We start from the raw sequence: 20,381 nt of genomic DNA on the forward strand, positions 1-20,381 counted from the left end.
CCCGGTCGGCGGCCACCGGGTGGGGCGGGTGGTTCAGTTGATGCGCTTGTCCCAGCCGGACCAGGCGGCGTCGCGCAGTTCGTTCTTGCGGACCTTTCCGGTCGACGTCCGGGGCAGGGCCTCGGTCAACTCCACCGCACCGGGCACCTTGTAGCGCGCGATCCTGGTCCGGCAGTGCTCGATCACGGCGGCCTCGTCGAGCGTGGAGCCCGGCCGGACCACGACGTAGGCCTTGGGACGCTCGCCCCACTTCTCGTCGGGCATGGACACGACCGCGCAGTCGACCACGTCGGGGTGGGACACGACCGCCTGCTCGACCTCGATGGTGGAGATGTTCTCGCCGCCGGAGACCACGACGTCCTTGGCGCGGTCCAGCAGTTGCACGTATCCGTCCGGGTGCATGACGCCCAGGTCGCCGGAGTGGAACCACCCGCCGGCGAACGCGGTGGCCGTGGCCTCGGGGTCGCCGAAGTACCCCTTCATGACCCCGTTGCCGGTCATGACGACCTCGCCCATGGTCACGCCGTCGGCGGGGACGTCGACCAGCCGACTCTCCCCCGGTGAGGTGCGCTCGACCACACGCACGGTGTCGGCGTGGATCATGGCGACGCCCTGGCGCGACTTGAGCCCGGCCCGCTCGTCAGGGTCCAGGTCGGCCCATCCGGGCTGCGGGGTGCACACCGTGAACGGGCCGTAGGTCTCGGTCAGTCCGTACACCTGGGTGACGTCGATGCCGAGCTCCTCGAAGCGGCGCAGGATGGTCGGCGAGGGCGGGGCCCCGGCGGTGACCATGCGGATCCCGTCGATCGGCCGGGCGGCCGGGTCGTCGGCGATGGTGGACAACACTGCTGGTGCGCCGGCCAGGCGGTTGACCCCCTCGTCGTCGAACAGTCTCCAGATCTCGTCCCCGCGGACGGCGCGCAGACACACGTGGGTCCCCATCGCACCGGTCAGCGCCCAGGTCGTGCACCACCCGTTGCAGTGGAACATGGGCAGCGTCCAGAGGTACTTCGAGTCGGCGTCCAGGCCCTGGGTGACGATCTCGCCGAGGGAGTTGAGGTAGGCGCCCCGGTGCGTGTACATGACGCCCTTGGGTCGGCCGGTGGTGCCGGAGGTGTAGTTGACCGCGATGACGGAGTCCTCGTCGGCGACCGTCCACGAGACCGGCTGCGGGGAGGCGGACGCGAGGGCGTCCTCCATGGCCTCGGCGCGCGGGCCGAAGCGGGCCGGGTCGGGTTGCGTGCCGTCGGCGTCCGGGGCGACCAGGACGAGACGCAGCGCGTCGGGGACCTCGTCGCCCAGCCCCGCGAGGAGTTCCGCGTCGGCGATGAGGACGGCGATCCCGGCGTGCTCCACGATGTAGGCGATCTCGGCCGGGGCGAGGCGGGTGTTGAGGGCGACCACGGCGCCGCCCGCGAGGGGGACGCCGAACTGCGCGAGCAGCGCCTCGGCCGAGTTCGGCGCCAGGACGCCCACCCGGTCACCGCGCGCCACGCCGCGCATCTTCAGCAGGGAGGCCAGCCGGGTGGCCCGGTCGGCGAACTCGGCGTAGGTCTGACGGCGCGGGCCGTCGACGACCGCGGTGGCGTCGGGTGAGACGCGCGCGGCCTTCTCGAGGAAGCTCAGCGGGGTGATCGCGGTGTCGAGTCCGGAGTTCGCTGTCATCGGGGTGTGGCCGCCTTCCGTGGGCACGGGTGATGCCCGTCACGGTAGCCGCGGAGTGCACTCCGAGATCCGTGATTCCCCCGCCCCGCACCCCTGCCCGTCGGTCCCCGCGTCCGCCACGTCGGAGCGCCGGTCGGGTGGGCGGCGGGCGGCGGACTACTCTCTCGTGTGACTGTCTCGACTCGACGGGGGGGACCTGTGGCACCGGCACCGACACCGGCACTGACACCGCGCACCGCGCGGGCCTTGGTCGCCGTCGCGCTGGCGGCGGGGGTGGCCGCCGGCTGCGCCTCGGATACGGAGAGCGGCGGCGCCCGCCTGGGCCAGGCCGCGAGCTGGTCCTCGCTCGCGGGTGGCCCGCCGAACTCCGGTCGCGCACACTCCGGGGTCTCGGACGCCCCCGGACTGCTGTGGTCACGCGCCCTCGGTGCGCCCGCGGTCGGCGTGGCCTCCTCGGACGGCATCGGCACGTCGTTCCAGGCCACGATCTCCGAGCGCGGGTGCAACCTCTTCGCACTGACCGCCGACGACGGCCGCAAGCGGTGGTGTCTGCGCCTGCCGACCGACGGGCCGCGGATCACCGCGACAGTCGACGGGCGCGGTTCGCTGTTCGTGCCCCTCTACGGCGGGGTCGGCGCCCTGACGGCCGAGGGCGAGAACCGATGGACCGCCGCGACCCGGGGCGTGCCCACGACCGTGACGTTGCTGGACGGACGCCACCTGCTGCTCGTGTCGCACCTGGGGGCGGCACGGGTGATCAACGCCCACACCGGTCTGGACGTCACGCCCGAACTGCGGATCGCCGGCGACATCTCCACGGACGACCCGGCGTACGGGCTCCCGTGGTGCGCGACCGGCGCGCGGGGTTGCCCGGTCCCCGCCCCCGCGGCCGTGGACACGGACACGGCCACCGCCTACCTCACCGCGTGGACGCCGGGCGCCGACGATCCGGAGTTGGTGGCGGTGCGACTGGTCGCCGGTGAGTTCACTGCCCTCGACGTGCTGTGGCGTGCACCCCTGCCCGACGGGCGCCTGGGGACGCCGGTGGTGCTGTCGAACGACCGGGACGAGGTCTACGTCCACGCGGCCGACGGCGATCTCGCCGCGTACTCGACGTCCGACGGCACGGCACTGTGGACCGCCCCCGTCGGGTACCGACCGGACACGCCTCCCGCCCTGTTGCCCGACGGCACCGTGGTCAGCGGCGGTCGCACGACGACCGTGTGGAGAGGACCCGACGACGACCACGACGACGACGCGGGCCCGGCGCCGGTGGTGGCCGTTCGCGGGCAGGACGGAACCGGCCGGGTGGTCTGGCGCCGGGACGACCTGCGCCAGCTCACCAACCCCGCCGCGACGCCGGACGGGCGGGTGCTGGTGGCCGTGCGCTCGGGCGGATCCGACGACGAGCCCGGCATCGCGGTCCACCTGCTCGACGGCACCGACGGCGCCACCCTCCACCGGATCGAGGTGCCCGCCGCGACGGGCCCGGTCTCGGGACTCAGCGTCGACGCGGACGGCCGGATCGCGCTGACGACCGCGGTGGGCGCCCTCTACGTGTTCGAGTGAGCAGTGCGCGGCCCGCACACGAACACCACGGCGGAGCTGCCGATCCGGGTCACCACCAGGGCCAACGGCCGTGACCCGTTGAGCGAGAGCGAGCGTCGCAGCACGTCCGGGTCGGTGTCGACGCCGCGGACGAGGATCTCCAGCGACCCGCAGTCGCGCTGACGCAGCACGCGGCGCAGCTGCTTGCGGTCGAGCCTGCACTTCTCGAGCACCTCGAACCCGGTGTAGCCGTCCGGGATCCGCGGGCCGGTCAGGTGGGCGATCCTCGGGTCGAGCTGACGGAGCCCGTGGCGGCGGGCCCAGTGCCGCACGAGTCCGGCGCGGACGACCGCCCCGTCGGGGTCCACGATGAACCGCTCGGCCTCCTCGTGGGCGTCGACCTCGTCGTCGTCGCCGTCGGTCACCTCCTCCACGTGGACCGCTACCCCGTCCGCGACGAGGCGCGGTGGTCCCCACGGCCCGGCCGCGTCGGCGGCGGCCGTGCGCACCACGGTCGCACGGCGGCGCACACCCGCGGACAGTCCCGGCGACCACAGGCACGCCTCCCGCACCGAACCGTCGAGGGACACCAGTTCGACCTCCCCGGCATGGTCGAGCACCGAGGTGTCGAGGCCCGGGGCGCACTTGATGACGTGATCGCGGTCGGCGGCGACGGCGAGCAGGTCGGGCAGCGGCGGGCTGAGCCACGCCGGGTCGTGGACCCGACGGCCCCCGGACCGGCGGGCGGGGTCCGCCACCAGGACGGCGTCGCGGCTGGGCGGGGCGAGCGCGTCGGCCACGCACACGAGTGCGTCGGGGACGTTGTGGGCCGCCATCCGCGCGCGGACCGGATCCAGATCCGAGCCGATCACCCGGTCGGCCGTCCGGACGAGTTCGGTGAGCTCGGCGCCGACGGAGCAGGTGACGTCGTGGACGTCCCGTCCTGCCAGGCGCCCGGCCCGCAGGGCCGCGACGGGCCACGCGGTGGCCTGCTGGACGGCTTCGTCGGTGAGCAACATCGCCCCGGCACCCCGGATTCGACCCCTCGCGCGCGCCCGGGCGGTGACGACGTCGATCGCCGCCGCCGCATGCACGGGATCCGCGCGCCGGACGGCCGCTGTCGAGGCCACGAGGTCCGCGCGGGACCACGCCAGGCCGGCGGCGAGGTCGAGCAGGTCGCGTCCGGCGGCGGTGCGCAGGAACTCCAGGTCGTCGGGGGTCACCGACGCAACGTTAGTTCCCGCCCGGAGCGATGGCCCGCGGGGTGGCCAGGACCTCGTCGACATCGGCGGCGGCGGCCAGATCGGACAGCACGTCGAGGGTCGGGCGCAGCATGCCGAGCCGGCCGAGGGTCCCCGCCTGCGCGGCGTCGTCGGCGCGGATCCACTCGGTCGCGCGCGCCTCGGTCGTGCCGCCGTCCGGCTCGACGCCGTGGGGCAGGGCCGCCACGAAGAACAGGGTGTCGTACCGGCGCGGGGGTCCGACCGGGGTGGTCCACCGGTCCCACGGGCGCAGCAGGTGCGCGGACAGCACCAGGCCGTGCGCGGCGAGCAGCGAATCCAGGTCGCCCTCCCCCGCGTCGAGTGCGCGTCGCTCGCCGGGGCCCGGCGGGTCGGCCGGTGCGGCGGCTCCCGGCCCGGTCGCCGGCTCGGCGAGCAGCACCCCGGTCTCCTCGAACAGTTCCCGCGCCACCCCGCGGACGGCCGCGGCGGCGCGGTCCGCGTCGATCCCGAACCGCCCGGCCCACCACTCCGGCTCGGGCCCGCGCCAGGGGCGGGTGCCGTGGTAGTCCCGCGGTTCGACGCCTCCGCCGGGGAACACCGACATCCCGGCGGCGAACTGCATGGTCGCCACCCGGTGCTGCAGGAAGACCTCCACTCCCCCGCCGACCCGCGCGTCGCGGACCAGGGCGACCGTGGCGGCCTCGCGGACCGGCACGGCCTCCGGCGCGAACGCCGCGGGAGCCTCACGTGCCGTCATGCCCGGGGTGCCCGCCGGTGCCGGCCCGAGCGGCGCGCCCGGCGCGCGAAGTAGCGTCCGTCGATCGCGTCCACGACGATCGACTGGGAGAAGGCCCTGCTGAGATTGTCGGAGGTGATCACCTCGTCGATCAGCCCCATCGCGGTGACCTCGCCCTCCGCCAGGAGCATGGCGTGGGTGAACCCCGGGGGGATCTCCTCCACGTGGTGGGTGACCAGGACCGTGGCGGGGGCGTCCGGATCCATCGCCATGTCCCCGAGGCGGGCGACCAGGTCCTCCCGGCCGCCCAGGTCCAGCCCCGCCCCCGGCTCGTCGAGAAGCAGCAGTTCGGGATCGGTCATCATGGCGCGGGCGATGAGCACGCGCTTGCGCTCCCCCTCGGAGAGGGTGCCCCAGGTTCGCTCGGCCAGGTGCTCCGCCCCGATCGACTCGAGGGTGTCCGCGGCGCGCTCGAAATCCTCCGGGTCGTACTTCTCCCGCCAGCGGCCCAGCACGGCGTATCCGGCGGAGATGACCAGATCCTGCACCACCTCGTCGCCGGGGATGCGACCGGCCACCGCGACCGACGACAGGCCGACACGGCTGCGCAGCTCGGTCACCTCCGTCCGGCCCAGCTGCTCCCCGAGGATGACGGCCGTCCCCGTGCTCGGGTACTCCAGGGCCGAGGCGATCCGCAGCAACGAGGTCTTGCCCGCGCCGTTGGGGCCGAGCACCACCCACCTCTCGTCCAGTTCCACCTGCCAGGACAGGGGCCCCACGAGGGACGTGCCGTCCCGCCGGAGCGAGACGTCGCGGAGGTCGAGGACGAGGTCGGGGTCGATGTCGATCAGGGTGCTCACGACGCCCATCTAACCGGTAATCGGGAGGACGGGTGGCGAAGAACACGGCCGTGCAGGTGAACGCCGACTCGGGCACCCCTGAAGGATCGGCCCGACTTCGCTAGCGTCGTGGAGGTGACGCCGCCCACCGCGGCGCCCACCCGCCGAGAGGAGCACCGACGTGAACGACCGTCTGGCCATCGATGAGGTCCGCCCCCTCGTCTCCTGCGGGAGGTTCCCGTCCAAGTCCGTGGTCGGGGAGATCCTGCCCGTCTCCGCGATCGTCTGGCGCGAGGGCCACGACGCCCTGTCCGCCAGCCTGGTCGTCCGCCGACCCGGCGGCGCGTCCTCCCGCACCACGATGGTGCCCGGCACCGAGCCGGACACCGTCCACGCGCTGCTGCCCACGGATGTGGCGGGGATGTGGTCGTTCCGGGTGGAGGCGTGGTCCGACCCGTTCGCCACGTGGCGCAGCGGCATCGTCAAGAAGATGGCCGCGGGCCTGGACTCGGGCGAGCTGGGCAACGAGTTCGAGGTGGGCGCCCGCGTGCTCGACACCGCGATCGCCCGGGCGACGGTCGCCGGCGCCGCCGCCCGGGTCGACCTGCTGACCGGGGCTGCCGCCGCGCTGCGCGGCCCGGGCGACGCGGCCACCCGGACCGCCCCGGCGCTGTCGGACGAGGTCGCGGCCGCGCTGGCCGCCGATCCCGTCCGCGAACTCGTGACCGTGGGTCAGACCCACCGCGTGTGGGTGGACCGTCGCGAGGCGCAGTTCAGCTCCTGGTACGAGTTCTTCCCCCGCTCCACCGGCGGGTGGGACGACGAGGGCCGTCCCATCCACGGGACGTTCACCACCTCGCGCTCCTACGTCGATCACGCGGCCGACCTCGGGTTCGACGTCGTGTACCTGCCGCCGATCCACCCCATCGGCGAGATCAACCGCAAGGGCCGCAACAACACCCTGACCCCCGGGCCCGACGACGTCGGGTCACCGTGGGCCATCGGCTCCGCCGAGGGCGGACACGACGCGGTCCACCCCGACCTCGGCACCGTCGACGACTTCCGGGACCTGGTGACCTACGCCGGGGAGCGCGGCGTCGAGGTCGCACTGGACCTTGCCCTGCAGTGCGCGCCCGACCACCCGTGGGCCGCCGAACACCCCGAGTGGTTCACCGTGCTGCCCGACGGGCACATCGCCTACGCCGAGAACCCGCCCAAGAAGTACCAGGACATCTACCCGGTCAACTTCGACACCGACCCCGAGGGCATCTACGCCGAGGTGCTGCGTGTCGTCCGGCTGTGGACGTCCCTCGGGGTACGGATCTTCCGGGTGGACAACCCGCACACCAAGCCGGCCGACTTCTGGAACCGCCTCATCAGCGAGGTGAAGCGGACCGAGCCGGACGTGCTGTTCCTGGCGGAGGCCTTCACCCGGCCGGCCCGGCTGTTCGGACTGGCCAAGCGCGGGTTCTCGCAGTCCTACACCTACTTCACGTGGAAGACCACGAAGGCCGAGTTGATGGAGTTCTGCGAGCAGTTGCTAGCCCACGTCGACGAGGCCCGCCCCAACATGTTCACCAACACCCCGGACATCCTCCACGAGTCGCTCCAACGTGGCGGCCCGGCGATGTTCGCGATCCGGGCGGTGCTCGCCGCGACGCTCTCGCCCGCGTGGGGCGTGTACTCCGGCTACGAGCTCTACGAATGGCAGCCCGTCGCCGACGGCAGCGAGGAGTACCTCGACTCGGAGAAGTACGAGCTGCGGCCCCGTGACTTCGCCGCCGCGGAGGCCGCCGGGCAGTCGCTCGCCCCGTGGCTGCGCACCCTCAACCGGGTCCGCCGCGAGCACCCCGCCCTGCAGCAGCTGCGCACCCTGACGTTCCACGACGTGGACAACGACCAGATCATCGCCTACTCCAAGGTCGACCCGGCCACCGGAGACTGCGTTCTCACGGTGGTCTCCCTGGACTCCCTCGGCGTCCAGGAGGGCACCCTCCACCTCGACATGGCGGCCCTGGGGTACGACGCCGACGCCCGGTTCAGCGTCCGCGACGAGGTGACGGGCTCCGAGTTCCACTGGGGGTCGAGCAACTACGTCCGGCTCGAGCCGTGGACCGCCGTCGCACACATCATCGCGATCCCGCCCTGCGACGAAGCACGTAGGGTCGAACTGTCCTACCGCACGCACACCGTGGATTGAGGCGAACGGCCATGGCACAGCACAAGAAGAAGGACCGCTCCACCGACCGGCTCCAGCCGGAGCAGACCTCGTCGTCGTCGCCCTCGTCGTCGTCGCCGCTGTCTTCATCACCGCCGTCACCGCCGTCACCGACACCGCCCGCGCCGGCCACGGCGCCCGTCGCGTCCCCCGGGCCCGTCACTCCCACGGAACCGACGCCGATCCCGCACGACGTCCTCGGCCGGCTCCGGTCCGGCACCCACCACGACCCGCACTCCGTCTACGGCGCGCACCGCGACGGCGACGGCTCGGTCGTCCGCACCGTCCAGCCGGGCGCGGTGGAGGTGGAGATCGTGTTCGACGACCGCACCGTCCCCATGACCCCGGTCGGCGACGGACTGTTCCACGCGGCGGTGCCCGAGACGGAGGTGCCCGACTACCGTTTCCGGGTCCGCTACCCCGACGGCCACACGCGCACCGTCGCGGACGGCTACCGCTTCCTCCCGACGCTGGGCGAGGTCGACCTGCACCTCATCGGCGAAGGGCGCCACGAACGACTGTGGGATGTCCTCGGCGCCCACGTGCGCACCTACGAGACCGCGGGCGGACCGGTCACCGGCACGTCATTCGCCGTGTGGGCGCCCAACGCCCGCGGGATGAGCGTCGTCGGCGACTTCTGCGGATGGAATCCCACCGCGCTGCCCATGCGCTCGATCGGGTCCTCCGGGGTGTGGGAGTTGTTCGTCCCCGACGTCGCCGACGGCGCCGTCTACAAGTACTGCGTCCGCGGGGCCGACGGCCGGACCATCGACCACGCCGACCCCATGGCGGTGGCCACCGAGGTGCCGCCCTCGACCGGGTCGAAGGTGTTCACCTCCGGCTACGAGTGGAACGACGACGAGTGGATCGCCGCCCGCGCGACCCGCGACCACTCGCACTCCCCGATGACCGTCCTCGAGGTCCACGTCGGCTCCTGGCGGCCCGGCCTCGACTACCGCGAGTTCGCGCACGAACTCGCCGACCACATCATCGAGACCGGGTTCACCCACGTGGAGTTGATGCCGGTCGCCGAGCACCCCTTCGGCGGCTCGTGGGGCTACCAGGTCTCGTCGTACTTCGCCCCGACCAGCCGGTTCGGCACCCCGGACGACCTGCGCTACGTCATCGATCACCTCCACTCCCGCGGTATCGGAGTCCTGGTGGACTGGGTACCCGCCCACTTCCCCAAGGACGAGTGGTCGCTCGGCCGGTTCGACGGCACCCCGCTCTACGAGCACGCCGACCCCCGACGCGGCGAACAGCCCGACTGGGGCACCTACGTCTTCGACTTCGGCCGCCACGAGGTGCGCAACTTCCTCGTCGCCAACGCCCTGTACTGGGCCGAGGAGTTCCACATCGACGGACTGCGGGTGGACGCCGTGGCCTCGATGCTCTACCTCGACTACTCCCGCGAGGCCGGCGAGTGGACCCCCAACATCCACGGTGGACGGGAGAACCTCGAGGCCATCTCGTTCCTCCAGGAGGTCAACGCCACCTTGGCCCGGGAGCACCCCGGTTTCCTCACCGTGGCCGAGGAGTCCACGTCCTGGGGCGGCGTCACGTCGCCCACCTACACGGGCGGCCTCGGGTTCTCCATGAAGTGGAACATGGGCTGGATGAACGACACCCTGCGCTACGTGGGGCTCGACCCGATCTACCGCGGTTTCCACCACGGCGAGATCACCTTCTCGATGATGTACGCCTGGAGCGAGCGCTTCGTCCTCCCCCTGAGCCACGACGAGGTGGTCCACGGCAAGGGATCGATGTGGGAGCGTATGCCCGGCACCTCGTGGGACCGTGCGGCCGGCATCCGCAGCCTGTACGCCTACATGTGGGCGCACCCCGGCAAGAAGCTGCTCTTCCAGGGCCTCGAGTTCGGGCAGACCACCGAGTGGGACGCCGACAAGGGTGTCGCCTGGGAGAATCTCGAGGGCTGGGAGGGCGAGTATCACCGTGGCATCCTCGCCTGCGTGCGGGACCTCAACGCCCGCTACGCCGACAATCCCGGCCTGTGGTCGCTCGACGACGACCCCTCCGGCTTCTCGTGGATCGACGCCAACGACGCCGCCCACAACACGCTGTCCTTCCTGCGGACCGACCACGCCGGCAACACCGTCGCGTGCGTGGTCAACTTCTCCGGCGCCGCACTCGGCGATTACCGCATCGGGCTCCCCGAGGACGGGTACTGGGAGGAGATCCTCAACACCGACGCCTCGGCCTACGAGGGCTCGGGCGCGGGCAACCTCGGCGGTGTCCACGCCGAGCCGGCACCCCACCACGGACGGCCCTATTCCGCGGCGATCACGGTCGGCCCCCGCGCCACCGTGTGGTTCCGACACGCGGCACCGACGACGACGGAGATCGCGGGCGCCTGAGCGGCCGGGAGCCGAGCGTCAGTAGAGCGCGCTCGCGAGGTCCCGGCGCGCGGCCAGCACGCGTGCATCGTCCACCGGCAGCGCCTCGAGGAGCTCGAGCAGGCGCGCACGCAACGTGGCCCGCTCGTCACCACCGTGGACACGGATCGCGTTCACCAGCGTCGCGAACGCGGCCTCGTACTCGCCGCCCACCAGGGCGGCGTCGGCGGCCCGCAGGGCGTCGGGGACGGACCCCTCGCCCGTGTCGGCCGCCTCCACCGAGCGGCGAGAGGCCTGGACGTAGCGCAGCGCCTCCACCAGGGAGTGCTCTCCCGGGCGGGAGTCCACGAGCGCCGTGAAGCGCTCCTCCGCGGCCGCCAGGTCGCCCTCGGCGAGCGCGTCCTCGGCGGCATCCCGCTCGGGGTCGGTGGGCTCCTCCGGCTCCACGTCGTCGGTGTCCGGTGCGGGCCCACCCAACTTGCCCTCGGTCGCCCGGAGCACGGCCGCGAGCCACTGACGTAGGGCCTCCTCCGGCTGCTCACCCTCGAAGTCGGCGAGCGGGCGGCCCGCCGCCACCGCGTACACGGTCGGCACCGCCCGGGCCTGCAGCGCCTGCGCGATGCCCGGGGAGACGTCGACGTCGACGGTCGCATGGACCCACTGACCGCCGGCCTCCATCGCCAGTGCGTCCAGCAGGCTGGTCAGCGCGGTCGGCGCCCGCTGGGACACCAGCTCGAGGATCACGGGAACCTGGGCGGACCGGGCCAGGACCTCCTGCTCGAAGGAGGCCTCGTCCACCTCCACCAGGACCGCCGGACCGGAGCCCGGCGGCGGGCCGCCCTGCCCCGGGGCGCGACCGGTCTCGGTCGCGCCCCGGCGGGTCTCGGCCCGCTTCTTCAGACCGGACAGGTCGACGGCGCCTGCGAGCGACGCCGCGAGCTTCTGTTCGGCGGCGGACGGGGGTCGGTTACCTGGTCTCGTCACGGCTCCGATCCTGCCACGACGGGCGCGCGGGGGTGTCAGCCGGCCGCGGGCACCCGGATGATCAGGGCGTCACCCTGGCCGCCGCCGCCGCACAGGGCAGCCGCTCCGAGCCCGCCGCCGCGGCGTGCGAGCTCGAGGGCCAGGGTCAGCACCACGCGGTTGCCGGACACCCCGATCGGGTGACCGATCGAGATGGCGCCGCCGTTCACGTTCACCTTGTCGGGGGTCAGGTCGAGCATGCGGGTCGAGTGCAGTCCGACGGAGGCGAAGGCCTCGTTGAACTCGAACAGGTCGATGTCGGAGACGTCGACTCCCGCCCGCTCGCACGCGTTCAGCACCGCGTCGGCGGGCTGGTGCTGGAGGGTCGAGTCGGGGCCCGCGACGGTGCCGTAGCCGACGATCTCGGCGAGCACGGGCCAGCCCTCGGCCTCGGCACGGGCCGCGGACGTGATGATGGTCGCCGAGGCGCCGTCCGAGATCTGCGACGACGAACCGGCGGTGATGGTCCCGTCCTTCGAGAAGGCCGGACGGAGCTTGCTCATCGACTCGGGGGTCGAGTCGGCGCGCACGCCCTCGTCGGTGTCCACGACGGTGTCGCCCTTGCGGCCCTTGACCGTCACCGGCACGATCTCGTCGGCGAACCGCCCCTCCTTCGCCGCCGCGGCCGCGCGCTGGTGGGAGATCGCCGCGAACTCGTCCTGGTGCTCACGGGTGATCTCCAGCTCGACGTTGCGCGCCTCCGTGAGCGCACCCATCGGCTGGTCGGTCGGAACGTCGTGCAGGCCGTCGTACGCCATGTGATCGAGCACCTCGATCGAGCCGTACTTGTACCCGCTGCGACTCTTGGGAAGCAGGTGCGGGGCCTGGGACATCGACTCCTGACCGCCGGCCACGACGACCTCGGAGTAGCCGGATCGGATCGCCTGGTCCGCCAGGGCGATCGCCGTCAGGCCGGACAGACACATCTTGTTGATGCTCAGGGCGTCGACACGCTTGGGCAGACCTGCGGCGAGCGAGGCCTGCCGCGCGGGCATCTGGCCGTTTCCGGCCGAGAGCACCTGCCCCATGATGACCTGGTCGACGGCCTCCGGGGACACACCGCCCCGCTCGAGGGCCGCACTGATCGCGATGCCGCCCAGCTCCGGGGCGGACAGCGAGGACAGTCCGCCCTGGAGCCGGCCGAAGGGGGTGCGGGCGCCGGAGACGATGACGGTACGGGTGGGGTCGGCGGTCATGGGACACCTTCCGATGGAGGGGATGAGACTGTGGGGCCAAACTACCGCGAGTGGGGACCGACTAGCGTGGGAGGTATGACGACTACCCCAGCAGGCCAGCCCCTCCTCCCCTCCGAGCTCGTCGTGGCGATCGACCACGTCGGCGTCGCGGTCCCCGACTTCGACGCCGCCGTGGCCTGGTATCGCGACAACCTGGGAATGGAGAATCTCCACGAGGAGGTGAACGAGGAGCAGGGCGTGCGCGAGGCGATGCTCGGCTCCCCCCGTCGTCCCGATGGCAGCGCCCTGTTGCAGATCCTCGCGCCCCTGGACGAGTCCTCCACGATCGCCAGGTTCATCGACCGCAACGGCCCCGGCATCCAGCAGATGGCCGTCCGCGTGACCGACATCGACGCGATCACCGCCCATCTCACGGGCCGGGGCGTCAGGGTCCTCTACCCGGCACCCAAGAGGGGCACCGCGGACTCGCGGATCAACTTCGTCCACCCCAAGGACGCGGGCGGCGTGCTCCTTGAGCTCGTCGAGCCGGCCGACGGGCAGCACTAGTCGCTCGCCCGGCTCCCGCCGCTAGGGTGGGGACATGTCGAGCATGCACACGTCACCCACCACCGCGGAGTCCTTCGCGGTGGTGCGCAAGGGATTTGACCGTGAGCAGGTGATGGGAGCACTCACCCGTCTCGAGACGGAGACGGGGGTACTGCGCGCTGACCGGGATGCCGCCGTCGCCCGGGCTGAGCGGGCCGCGGCGGACGCAGACCGGGAACGAGCACGGGTGGCACACCTCGAGGCCAGGGTCGCCGAACTCGGTCGGGCTCCCGTGACCAGCGGTCAGATGTCGGACAGGTTGTCGACGATGCTCTCGCTGGCCACCGCCGAAGCGGAGTCCATCCGTGACTCCGCGCACGCCACCGCCGACCGGATTCGCGCGGAGGCCGAGGAGGACGCGTGGCGGCTACGGGAGACCGCGGGCGCCGAATTGGCCGAAGTCCGCAGGAGTGCCGAGGCGGCCCGCACCGAGCACTCGTCCGTCCTCGATGCGGCACGCGCCCGCGCCCGGGAGATCATCCTCGCCGCGGAACGAGAGGCCCGGCGACTGGACGACGAGGCGGCGCGCCGGCGGCACGAGATCGATGAGGACCACCGACTGGCCTCGGATCTGCGCCGGAGCGAGGAGCTGCGCGCGGCAACGCAACGCCATGACGCCTCGCTGGCGGCCGCGGAGTCCACGCGTCGCGAGGCCGAGGAGGAGGCCCGTCGGCTCGTCGACGACGCCCGCCGCCGGGCGGAGCGTCTGGTCTCCCGTGCACGACGGCATGTGGACGACCTGCGCGTGCTCCGCGAGCGTGTGCTGGACGAGCTCGGCGCCATCCGGGCGACACTCGAACCCATCCCCGGGGCGCACGACGACGGGGAGTACGACCTGCCGGAGGAACCGGACCTCAACTCCAGCGACGGGTGAGCCCCCTCCGGCCACGACCGGACCAGCACCCCGTGTGCCAGTGGCGACGTTCCTCGTCTCCACCGGGACGGTCCGGCCACGCCACGATGTGCGCGGTCCCGGACATCACCAGGTGATCGCAACCGGGGCACCGGTAGTCCTTGCCCGCTCTGGCCCCGGGGATCCGCCGTACGTGGTACGAATCGGGGTCACCGGCCGGCCCGGGTTCGAGCGCCGAGCCCCCGAGTCCGTGCCGCGGCGGTAGCGGCCGGTCGGCTTCGCCGCGTCGGTGTCGCCTGGGCATCGCGATGGCCTGCGGTCAGAAGAGTCGGAGATCGGTGGACTCGATCCCGCGCAGCGAGTCGTAGTCCAGGGTCACGCATCGGATCCCGCGGACCTCGGCAAGCGTGCGCGCCTGGGGCTTGATGATCTGGGCGGCGAAGATCCCACTGACCGGCGCGAGCAACGGGTCGCGGTTGAGCAGTTCCAGATAGCGGGTCAGCTGCTCCACGCCGTCGATCTCACCGCGGCGTTTGATCTCGACGGCGACCGTCGTCCCCGTACCGTCGCGGCCGAGGATGTCGACGGGGCCGATCGCCGTCATGTACTCCCGGCGGACCAGGCTGTACCCCTGCCCGAGCGTCTCGATGTGCTCGGCGAGCAGTTCCTGCAGGTGTGCCTCGACGCCGTCCTTCACCAGTCCCGGGTCCACGCCCAGTTCGTGTCGGGAGTCGTGGTGCACCTCGGCGACGGTGATCCGTAGCTGCTCCCCCGCCTTGTTCTCCACCACCCACAGCTGCTGCTCCGGGTTCTCCGGGTGATCTCCCTCCACGAGGGAACAGGGTGGGGTCATCCAGTTGAGCGGCTTGTAGGCACGGTCGTCCGCGTGGACGCTCACCGACCCGTCGGCCTTGACCAGCAACAACCGCGGGGCCATCGGAAGATGAGCCGTGAGGCGACCGACGTAGTCGACCTGGCACGTGGCTACGACGAGACGCAACGGTTCCTCCTGGGTACGGGCACCGCCCCCGGCACGCGGCGCGGATGGTGTCAGCGGTGGGGACGCCGGGGGCGGACCTGCTCGGTGGAGCAGGCCTCGACCCACGCGAGCATCCCGGTCAGTTTTGCGAGGGCCACGCAGAGTTCACCTTCGACCGGACGGGCGCGGCGGTCGTGTCCGGAGAACGGAACGATCACCTCGCCCTCCTCTGCCACGTCGAGCTCCGGACCGGTGGGCTGTCGACGCGGGCCCAGCACGAGGGTCCGCCGGTCCAACCGCACGTCGGCACCGAACTTCACGCTCAGCAGACGGTATAACGCGACCTCGGTATCCGAGTACCGGACGGCGCCGTATCCCCACGCATCCTCCCCGGCCCTGCGAACGAGGACCGACGTGGAATTACGACGCACGACGACCAGTCGATACACGACGGCCGCGACCACCGGGACGAGCACGAGCAGGATGACGAGCCCGAGAATGATCTCGATGGGAGCCGTCACTCTGCTCATCCCCTTCCGGCGGTCGCGGCCGTGTGTGACGGGCGGACCGTGCGTACTAGGCGCCGGCCTTCTCGATGGCGAGGAGTCGGCCCCGGGCGGTGGCCGCGGCGGAGGCGTCATCGCCGGCCTCGGACAGCTGCCGCTCCGCGGCGGCGCGATCGATCGCGTCCGACCACTCTGCGGACTCCCCGAGGATGCTGACCTTGTTCGCGGTCACCGACAGGAAGCCGCCCTGGACGGCAGCGACCTTGCGCCCCTCGTCCGTGTACACCGTGACGGTACCGGCGGCATCCAGCTCACCGAGCAGAGGCTCGTGACCGGCCTGGATACCGATCTCACCCTCGCTGGTCTTGGCGACCACCATGGATGCGGTCCCGGACCAGAACCTGCGCTCGACGGTGACGAACTCGACTTCGATCTCAGCCATGGACGACCGTCACTTCCCGGAGAGCTTCTTGGCGTTGGCCTCGACATCGTCGAGACCGCCGATGCCGTTGAACGCCTGCTCCGGAAGGTGGTCCAGCTCGCCCTTGCAGAGCTTGTCGAACGCCTCGATGGTGTCCGACAGCGGGACGACCGAACCGACCTGACCGGTGAACTTCTCGGCGACCAGGAAGTTCTGGCCGAGGAAGCGCTCGAGGCGACGGGCACGCTGAACCGTGACCTTGTCCTCCTCGGACAGCTCGTCCATACCGAGGATGGCGATGATGTCTTGGAGTTCCTTGTACTTCTGGAGGATCTGGATGACCTCCTGGGCGACGCGGTAGTGCTCCTCGCCCACGATGCCCGGCTCGAGGATCCGAGAGGTCGAGGTGAGCGGGTCGACGGCCGGGTAGATGCCCTTCGACGCGATGGAGCGGGAGAGCTCCGTGGTGGCGTCGAGGTGGGCGAACGTCGTGGCCGGCGCCGGGTCGGTGTAGTCGTCGGCGGGGACGTAGATCGCCTGCAGCGACGTGATCGAGCGACCACGCGTCGAGGTGATTCGCTCCTGCAGCTGACCCATCTCGTCCGCGAGGGTCGGCTGGTAACCGACGGCGGACGGCATGCGGCCGAGCAGCGTCGAGACCTCGGAACCGGCCTGCGTGAAGCGGAAGATGTTGTCGATGAACAGGAGGACGTCCTGGCCCTGCACGTCGCGGAAGTACTCGGCCATGGTGAGGGCCGAGAGGGCGACGCGCATACGCGTCCCCGGCGGCTCGTCCATCTGACCGAACACCAGGGCGGTGTCCTGGAGGACGCCCATCTCCTCCATCTCGAGGAAGAGGTCGGTGCCCTCACGGGTGCGCTCACCGACGCCGGCGAACACCGACGTACCGGAGAACTCACGCGCGATACGGGTGATCATCTCCTGGATGAGCACCGTCTTGCCGACACCGGCACCACCGAACAGACCGATCTTGCCGCCCTTGACGTACGGGGTCAGCAGGTCGATCACCTTGACGCCGGTCTCGAGGATCTCGGTCTTGCCCTCGAGCTGGTCGAAGGCCGGCGGCTCGCGGTGAATACCCCACTGCTCGCCGTCCCGGCCGGTGCCGGGCGCGTCGAGGCAGTCGCCCAGGGCGTTGAAGACGTGGCCCTTGACGACGTCGCCGACCGGAACCGAGATCGGCTGACCGGAGTCGACCACCTCGGCACCGCGGACGAGTCCGTCGGTGGACTGCATCGAGATGCAGCGCACCATGTTGTCGCCCAGGTGCTGGGCGACCTCGAACGTCACGGTCTTGGCGACCGCCGCGAGGGTGATCTCGGCGGTGAGGGCGTTGAAGAGGGCCGGGAGGGCGCCGCGCGGGAACTCCACGTCGACGACCGCACCCAGGACGCGGGCGACCCGACCGGTGAGACCGGCCGTGCCCGTCGTGCTCTGATCGGTAACAGCTGTGGTCATTGCTTAGTCACTTCCTGCGCTAGCGGCGAGCGCACCAGCGCCACCGACAATCTCGCTGATTTCCTGGGTGATCTGTGCCTGGCGTGCCTGGTTCGCCTCGCGGCTCAGGCCCTCCACCAGCTCGGTGGCGTTGTCGGTCGCCGACTTCATGGCGGTCCGTCGTGCCGCCGACTCCGACGCCGCCGCCTCGAGGAGCGAGGCGAAGGCACGGGTCGACATGTACCTCGGGAGGATGTTGTCCAGGAGGGTGTCCGCATCCGGCTCGAAGGAGACCTCCGGCTTGAATTCGGACTCCGACCTGGGGCTGTCGTCCATCATGCCGTCGCCCAGGTCCAGCTCCTCGATCTCGACCTCGGTCTCGATCGGGGCCAGTCGACGCGCCCGCGGGGTCTGCGTGAGCATCGACTTGAACTGGGTGTAGACGATGTGGACCTCGTCGACGCCCTTGCGGGTGGTGTCCGTGCCGTCCCCCTCGAGGAACTCGGAGGCGTCGAACGTCGACTCGCCGCCGGCCTTGAAAGCCGCCGACAGGAGCTGAAACGCCGGACGCGCTTCCTGGTAGTCCGGCTTCTGCGAATGCCCGTGCCAGGCACCGGCGAGCTCGACCTCGCGGAACGTGTAGTACACGATCCCCTTGTTGCCCATCACGTAGATGTCGACCTCACGCCCCTCGCTCTCGAGGTAGGCGATGAGCTCGGCGGCCTCCTTGAGCACGTTGTGGTTGTAACCACCACACATGCCCCGGTCGGAGGTCACCACCAGCACGGCGGACCGCTTCGGGTTCTCCGGCTCGTTGAGCATCGGGTGCTTGAGCGACGAGGCACTCGCGAGATCGGTGAGGATCGCGGTGATCTGGTCCGCGAAGGGCTTGGCCTCCGCGACCCGGGCCTGGGCCTTGGAGATCTGCGAGGTCGCGATCAGCTCCTGGGCCTTGGTGATCTTCTTGGTCGAGTTGACCGACTTGATCCGGTCGCGTAGTTCACGCATGTTGGCCATGGGCGTGGATCACTCTCCTCTCGACCTTGAATCGGATGGCTGTCATCGCAGGCCTCAGGCCTTCTTCTTGGTGACCGTGAGCTTCTCACGATCGATCTCGTCCTCGGACAGCGCCTCGGCCTCGGGCTCGTTGACCACACGGGAACCGTCGGTGGCGACGAAGCCCTCCTTGAACTCGTTGGTCTTGGCCTCGAGGGTCGACTTGGACTCGTCGGAGAGCGCGGCTCCCCCCTCGATCTGGCTGTAGACGTCGGAGGCGGAGTGCCGCAGGGTCTCGAGCAGCTCGCCCTCGAAGCGACGGACGTCCTCGACCGGGACGGAGTCGTAGAAACCCTCACCGGCGAGGTAGATCGAGACGATCTGGTCCTCCACGGCGACCGGCGAGTTCTGGTCCTGCTTGAGGATCTCGACCAGACGCTGGCCACGCTCGAGCTGCGCCTTCGAGGCGGCGTCGAGGTCGGACGCGAACGTCGCGAACGACTCAAGGTCGCGGTACGCGGCCAGGTCCAGACGCAGCGAGCCGGAGACCTTCTTCATGCCCTTGGTCTGCGCGGCACCGCCGACTCGGGAGACGGAGATACCGACGTTGACGGCCGGACGCACACCGCGGTTGAACAGGTCGGACTCGAGGAAGACCTGACCGTCGGTGATCGAGATGACGTTGGTCGGGATGAACGCCGAGACGTCATTGGCCTTGGTCTCGATGATCGGGAGACCCGTCAGCGACCCACCGCCCATCTCGTCCGAGAGCTTGGCGCACCGCTCGAGCAGGCGGGAGTGCAGGTAGAAGACGTCGCCGGGGTACGCCTCGCGACCCGGGGGGCGACGGAGCAGCAGCGAGATCGCGCGGTACGCGTCGGCCTGCTTGGACAGGTCGTCGAACACGACCAGGACGTGCGCACCGTCGTACATCCAGTGCTGCCCGATGGCCGAACCGGTGAACGGCGCGAGCCACTTGAAGCCGGCCGAGTCAGAGGCGGGGGCGGCGACGATGGTGGTGTACTCCATCGCGCCGTTCTCCTCGAGCGTCGCCTTGACACCCGCGATGGTGGAGCCCTTCTGGCCGATCGCGACGTAGATGCACCGGAGCTGCTTGGTCTTGTCGCCCGACTCCCAGTTGGCCTTCTGGTTGAGGATCGCGTCGATGCAGACCGCGGTCTTGCCCGTCTTGCGGTCACCGATGATGAGCTGGCGCTGACCGCGACCGATCGGCGTCATGGCGTCGATGGCCTTGATGCCGGTCTGCATGGGCTCCTCGACCGGCTGGCGCTCCAGAACGGACGGCGCCTGCAGCTCGAGGGCGCGGGTGCCTTCCGACTCGATGTCGCCGAGGCCGTCGATGGGCTGCCCGAGCGGGTTGACGACGCGACCGAGGAAGCCGTCGCCGACCGGAACGGAGAGGACCTCCCCGGTGCGACGCACCTCCTGGCCCTGGGCGATCTCATCGAAGTTGCCGAGCACGACCGCACCGATCTCGCGGTCCTCGAGGTTCAGTGCGACGCCGAGGATGCCGCCCGGGAACTCCAGCAGCTCGTTGGCCATCGCGGACGGGAGTCCGCTGATGTGGGCGATACCGTCGCCCGTGTCGGTGACGATTCCGACCTCCTCGCGCGACGCCTCGTTGGAGACCGTCGAGGTGTAATTCGCAATCGCACTGCGGATCTCGTCGGAGGAGATAGTCAGCTCCGCCATGTCATTCCTGCTCTCACTAAGTGTGGTCTGGATGTGTCTTGTCAGGTGAGCATCGACCGAGTGCGACC

At 71.0% G+C, this 20,381-nt stretch carries 18 protein-coding genes; 5 read left to right on the forward strand and 13 right to left on the reverse strand.

Annotated features, from left to right (window positions below; genetic code table 11):
• Window positions 1-33: 33 nt before the first annotated feature.
• On the reverse strand, window positions 34-1,665 hold the full coding sequence (locus tag G6R20_RS06970; RefSeq protein WP_163375933.1) for an AMP-binding protein: 1,632 nt from the start codon (window positions 1,663-1,665) through the stop codon (window positions 34-36).
• Between the two features lie 198 nt (window positions 1,666-1,863).
• Between G6R20_RS06970 and G6R20_RS06975 the strand changes: the two genes are divergently transcribed.
• Complete coding sequence (locus G6R20_RS06975; protein WP_240341311.1) at window positions 1,864-3,234, forward strand: PQQ-binding-like beta-propeller repeat protein; 1,371 nt, start codon at window positions 1,864-1,866, stop codon at window positions 3,232-3,234.
• On the opposite strand, the gene G6R20_RS06980 is transcribed toward G6R20_RS06975, so the two are convergent.
• From G6R20_RS06980 to G6R20_RS06990, 3 genes are read right to left on the reverse strand one after another with little or no spacing between them, the layout of a single operon-like run.
• Window positions 3,219-4,436: a class I SAM-dependent methyltransferase gene (locus tag G6R20_RS06980; RefSeq protein WP_163375934.1), complete on the reverse strand. Its 1,218-nt coding sequence runs from the start codon at window positions 4,434-4,436 to the stop codon at window positions 3,219-3,221. The two genes, G6R20_RS06975 and G6R20_RS06980, sit on opposite strands and share 16 nt — an antisense overlap.
• Window positions 4,437-4,446: 10 nt before the next feature.
• Entirely contained in the window at window positions 4,447-5,193 is a 747-nt protein-coding gene (locus tag G6R20_RS06985) for an NUDIX hydrolase (RefSeq protein WP_163375935.1), read from the reverse strand.
• On the reverse strand, window positions 5,190-6,041 hold the full coding sequence (locus tag G6R20_RS06990) for an ABC transporter ATP-binding protein (RefSeq protein WP_067718305.1): 852 nt from the start codon (window positions 6,039-6,041) through the stop codon (window positions 5,190-5,192). Before G6R20_RS06990 ends, G6R20_RS06985 begins: the two co-directional genes overlap by 4 nt.
• A gap of 151 nt (window positions 6,042-6,192) precedes the next feature.
• On the opposite strand from G6R20_RS06990, the gene G6R20_RS06995 reads away from it, so the two are divergent.
• Together G6R20_RS06995 and glgB are read left to right on the forward strand one after the other, a co-directional pair.
• Window positions 6,193-8,211, forward strand: coding sequence for a maltotransferase domain-containing protein (locus G6R20_RS06995; protein ID WP_163375936.1), 2,019 nt, complete (start codon window positions 6,193-6,195; stop codon window positions 8,209-8,211).
• A gap of 11 nt (window positions 8,212-8,222) precedes the next feature.
• Window positions 8,223-10,604, forward strand: coding sequence for a 1,4-alpha-glucan branching protein GlgB (gene glgB, locus G6R20_RS07000; protein ID WP_240341312.1), 2,382 nt, complete (start codon window positions 8,223-8,225; stop codon window positions 10,602-10,604).
• Between the two features lie 18 nt (window positions 10,605-10,622).
• On the opposite strand, the gene G6R20_RS07005 is transcribed toward glgB, so the two are convergent.
• Together G6R20_RS07005 and G6R20_RS07010 are read right to left on the reverse strand one after the other, a co-directional pair.
• Window positions 10,623-11,567 (reverse strand): tetratricopeptide repeat protein, encoded by a 945-nt coding sequence (locus tag G6R20_RS07005; RefSeq protein ID WP_154827822.1) that lies wholly within the window; start codon window positions 11,565-11,567, stop codon window positions 10,623-10,625.
• Window positions 11,568-11,602: 35 nt separating this feature from the next.
• A complete protein-coding gene (locus G6R20_RS07010) occupies window positions 11,603-12,802 on the reverse strand; it encodes an acetyl-CoA C-acetyltransferase (RefSeq protein ID WP_163375937.1) in 1,200 nt (399 codons plus the stop codon).
• Between the two features lie 75 nt (window positions 12,803-12,877).
• Here G6R20_RS07010 and mce point away from each other — a divergent pair, with 75 nt between their 5' ends.
• Together mce and G6R20_RS07020 are read left to right on the forward strand one after the other, a co-directional pair.
• On the forward strand, window positions 12,878-13,348 hold the full coding sequence (gene mce / locus G6R20_RS07015) for a methylmalonyl-CoA epimerase (protein ID WP_163375938.1): 471 nt from the start codon (window positions 12,878-12,880) through the stop codon (window positions 13,346-13,348).
• 34 nt (window positions 13,349-13,382) lie between these two features.
• Window positions 13,383-14,261, forward strand: a complete 879-nt coding sequence (locus tag G6R20_RS07020; protein ID WP_240341313.1) for a hypothetical protein — start codon at window positions 13,383-13,385, stop codon at window positions 14,259-14,261.
• Here the strand turns inward: G6R20_RS07020 and G6R20_RS18665 are convergent.
• The 7 genes from G6R20_RS18665 to atpA are packed head-to-tail and all read right to left on the reverse strand — an operon-like array spanning window position 14,242 to window position 20,313.
• Window positions 14,242-14,544 (reverse strand): ATP/GTP-binding protein, encoded by a 303-nt coding sequence (locus tag G6R20_RS18665; RefSeq protein WP_235027793.1) that lies wholly within the window; start codon window positions 14,542-14,544, stop codon window positions 14,242-14,244. The genes G6R20_RS07020 and G6R20_RS18665 overlap by 20 nt on opposite strands.
• A gap of 15 nt (window positions 14,545-14,559) precedes the next feature.
• On the reverse strand, window positions 14,560-15,240 hold the full coding sequence (gene nucS / locus G6R20_RS07025; RefSeq protein ID WP_096905260.1) for an endonuclease NucS: 681 nt from the start codon (window positions 15,238-15,240) through the stop codon (window positions 14,560-14,562).
• Between the two features lie 50 nt (window positions 15,241-15,290).
• Entirely contained in the window at window positions 15,291-15,740 is a 450-nt protein-coding gene (locus G6R20_RS07030; RefSeq protein ID WP_159148356.1) for a DUF2550 family protein, read from the reverse strand.
• A gap of 55 nt (window positions 15,741-15,795) precedes the next feature.
• Entirely contained in the window at window positions 15,796-16,167 is a 372-nt protein-coding gene (locus G6R20_RS07035; protein ID WP_067718322.1) for a F0F1 ATP synthase subunit epsilon, read from the reverse strand.
• A gap of 9 nt (window positions 16,168-16,176) precedes the next feature.
• Window positions 16,177-17,625, reverse strand: a complete 1,449-nt coding sequence (gene atpD, locus G6R20_RS07040) for a F0F1 ATP synthase subunit beta (RefSeq protein ID WP_067718325.1) — start codon at window positions 17,623-17,625, stop codon at window positions 16,177-16,179.
• Between the two features lie 3 nt (window positions 17,626-17,628).
• Window positions 17,629-18,621, reverse strand: coding sequence for a F0F1 ATP synthase subunit gamma (locus tag G6R20_RS07045; RefSeq protein WP_096905258.1), 993 nt, complete (start codon window positions 18,619-18,621; stop codon window positions 17,629-17,631).
• 54 nt (window positions 18,622-18,675) lie between these two features.
• On the reverse strand, window positions 18,676-20,313 hold the full coding sequence (atpA, locus tag G6R20_RS07050; protein ID WP_096905257.1) for a F0F1 ATP synthase subunit alpha: 1,638 nt from the start codon (window positions 20,311-20,313) through the stop codon (window positions 18,676-18,678).
• Window positions 20,314-20,381 lie beyond the last annotated feature (68 nt).

The sequence above is a fragment of the Dietzia sp. Alg238-R159 genome (assembly GCF_900537145.1).
Classification (GTDB): domain Bacteria; phylum Actinomycetota; class Actinomycetes; order Mycobacteriales; family Mycobacteriaceae; genus Dietzia; species Dietzia kunjamensis.

What these genes read in the sequence shown, in the direction of transcription:
- G6R20_RS06970 (WP_163375933.1), bottom strand. Translation starts at nt 1,665, where the DNA reads ATGACAGCGAACTCCGGACTCGACACCGCGATCACCCCGCTGAGCTTC.
- G6R20_RS06985 (WP_163375935.1), bottom strand. Translation starts at nt 5,193, where the DNA reads ATGACGGCACGTGAGGCTCCCGCGGCGTTCGCGCCGGAGGCCGTGCCG.
- G6R20_RS06990 (WP_067718305.1), bottom strand. Translation starts at nt 6,041, where the DNA reads ATGGGCGTCGTGAGCACCCTGATCGACATCGACCCCGACCTCGTCCTC.
- glgB (WP_240341312.1), top strand. Translation starts at nt 8,223, where the DNA reads ATGGCACAGCACAAGAAGAAGGACCGCTCCACCGACCGGCTCCAGCCG.
- G6R20_RS07010 (WP_163375937.1), bottom strand. Translation starts at nt 12,802, where the DNA reads ATGACCGCCGACCCCACCCGTACCGTCATCGTCTCCGGCGCCCGCACC.
- mce (WP_163375938.1), top strand. Translation starts at nt 12,878, where the DNA reads ATGACGACTACCCCAGCAGGCCAGCCCCTCCTCCCCTCCGAGCTCGTC.
- G6R20_RS07020 (WP_240341313.1), top strand. Translation starts at nt 13,383, where the DNA reads ATGTCGAGCATGCACACGTCACCCACCACCGCGGAGTCCTTCGCGGTG.
- G6R20_RS18665 (WP_235027793.1), bottom strand. Translation starts at nt 14,544, where the DNA reads ATGCCCAGGCGACACCGACGCGGCGAAGCCGACCGGCCGCTACCGCCG.
- G6R20_RS07035 (WP_067718322.1), bottom strand. Translation starts at nt 16,167, where the DNA reads ATGGCTGAGATCGAAGTCGAGTTCGTCACCGTCGAGCGCAGGTTCTGG.
- atpD (WP_067718325.1), bottom strand. Translation starts at nt 17,625, where the DNA reads ATGACCACAGCTGTTACCGATCAGAGCACGACGGGCACGGCCGGTCTC.
- G6R20_RS07045 (WP_096905258.1), bottom strand. Translation starts at nt 18,621, where the DNA reads ATGGCCAACATGCGTGAACTACGCGACCGGATCAAGTCGGTCAACTCG.
- atpA (WP_096905257.1), bottom strand. Translation starts at nt 20,313, where the DNA reads ATGGCGGAGCTGACTATCTCCTCCGACGAGATCCGCAGTGCGATTGCG.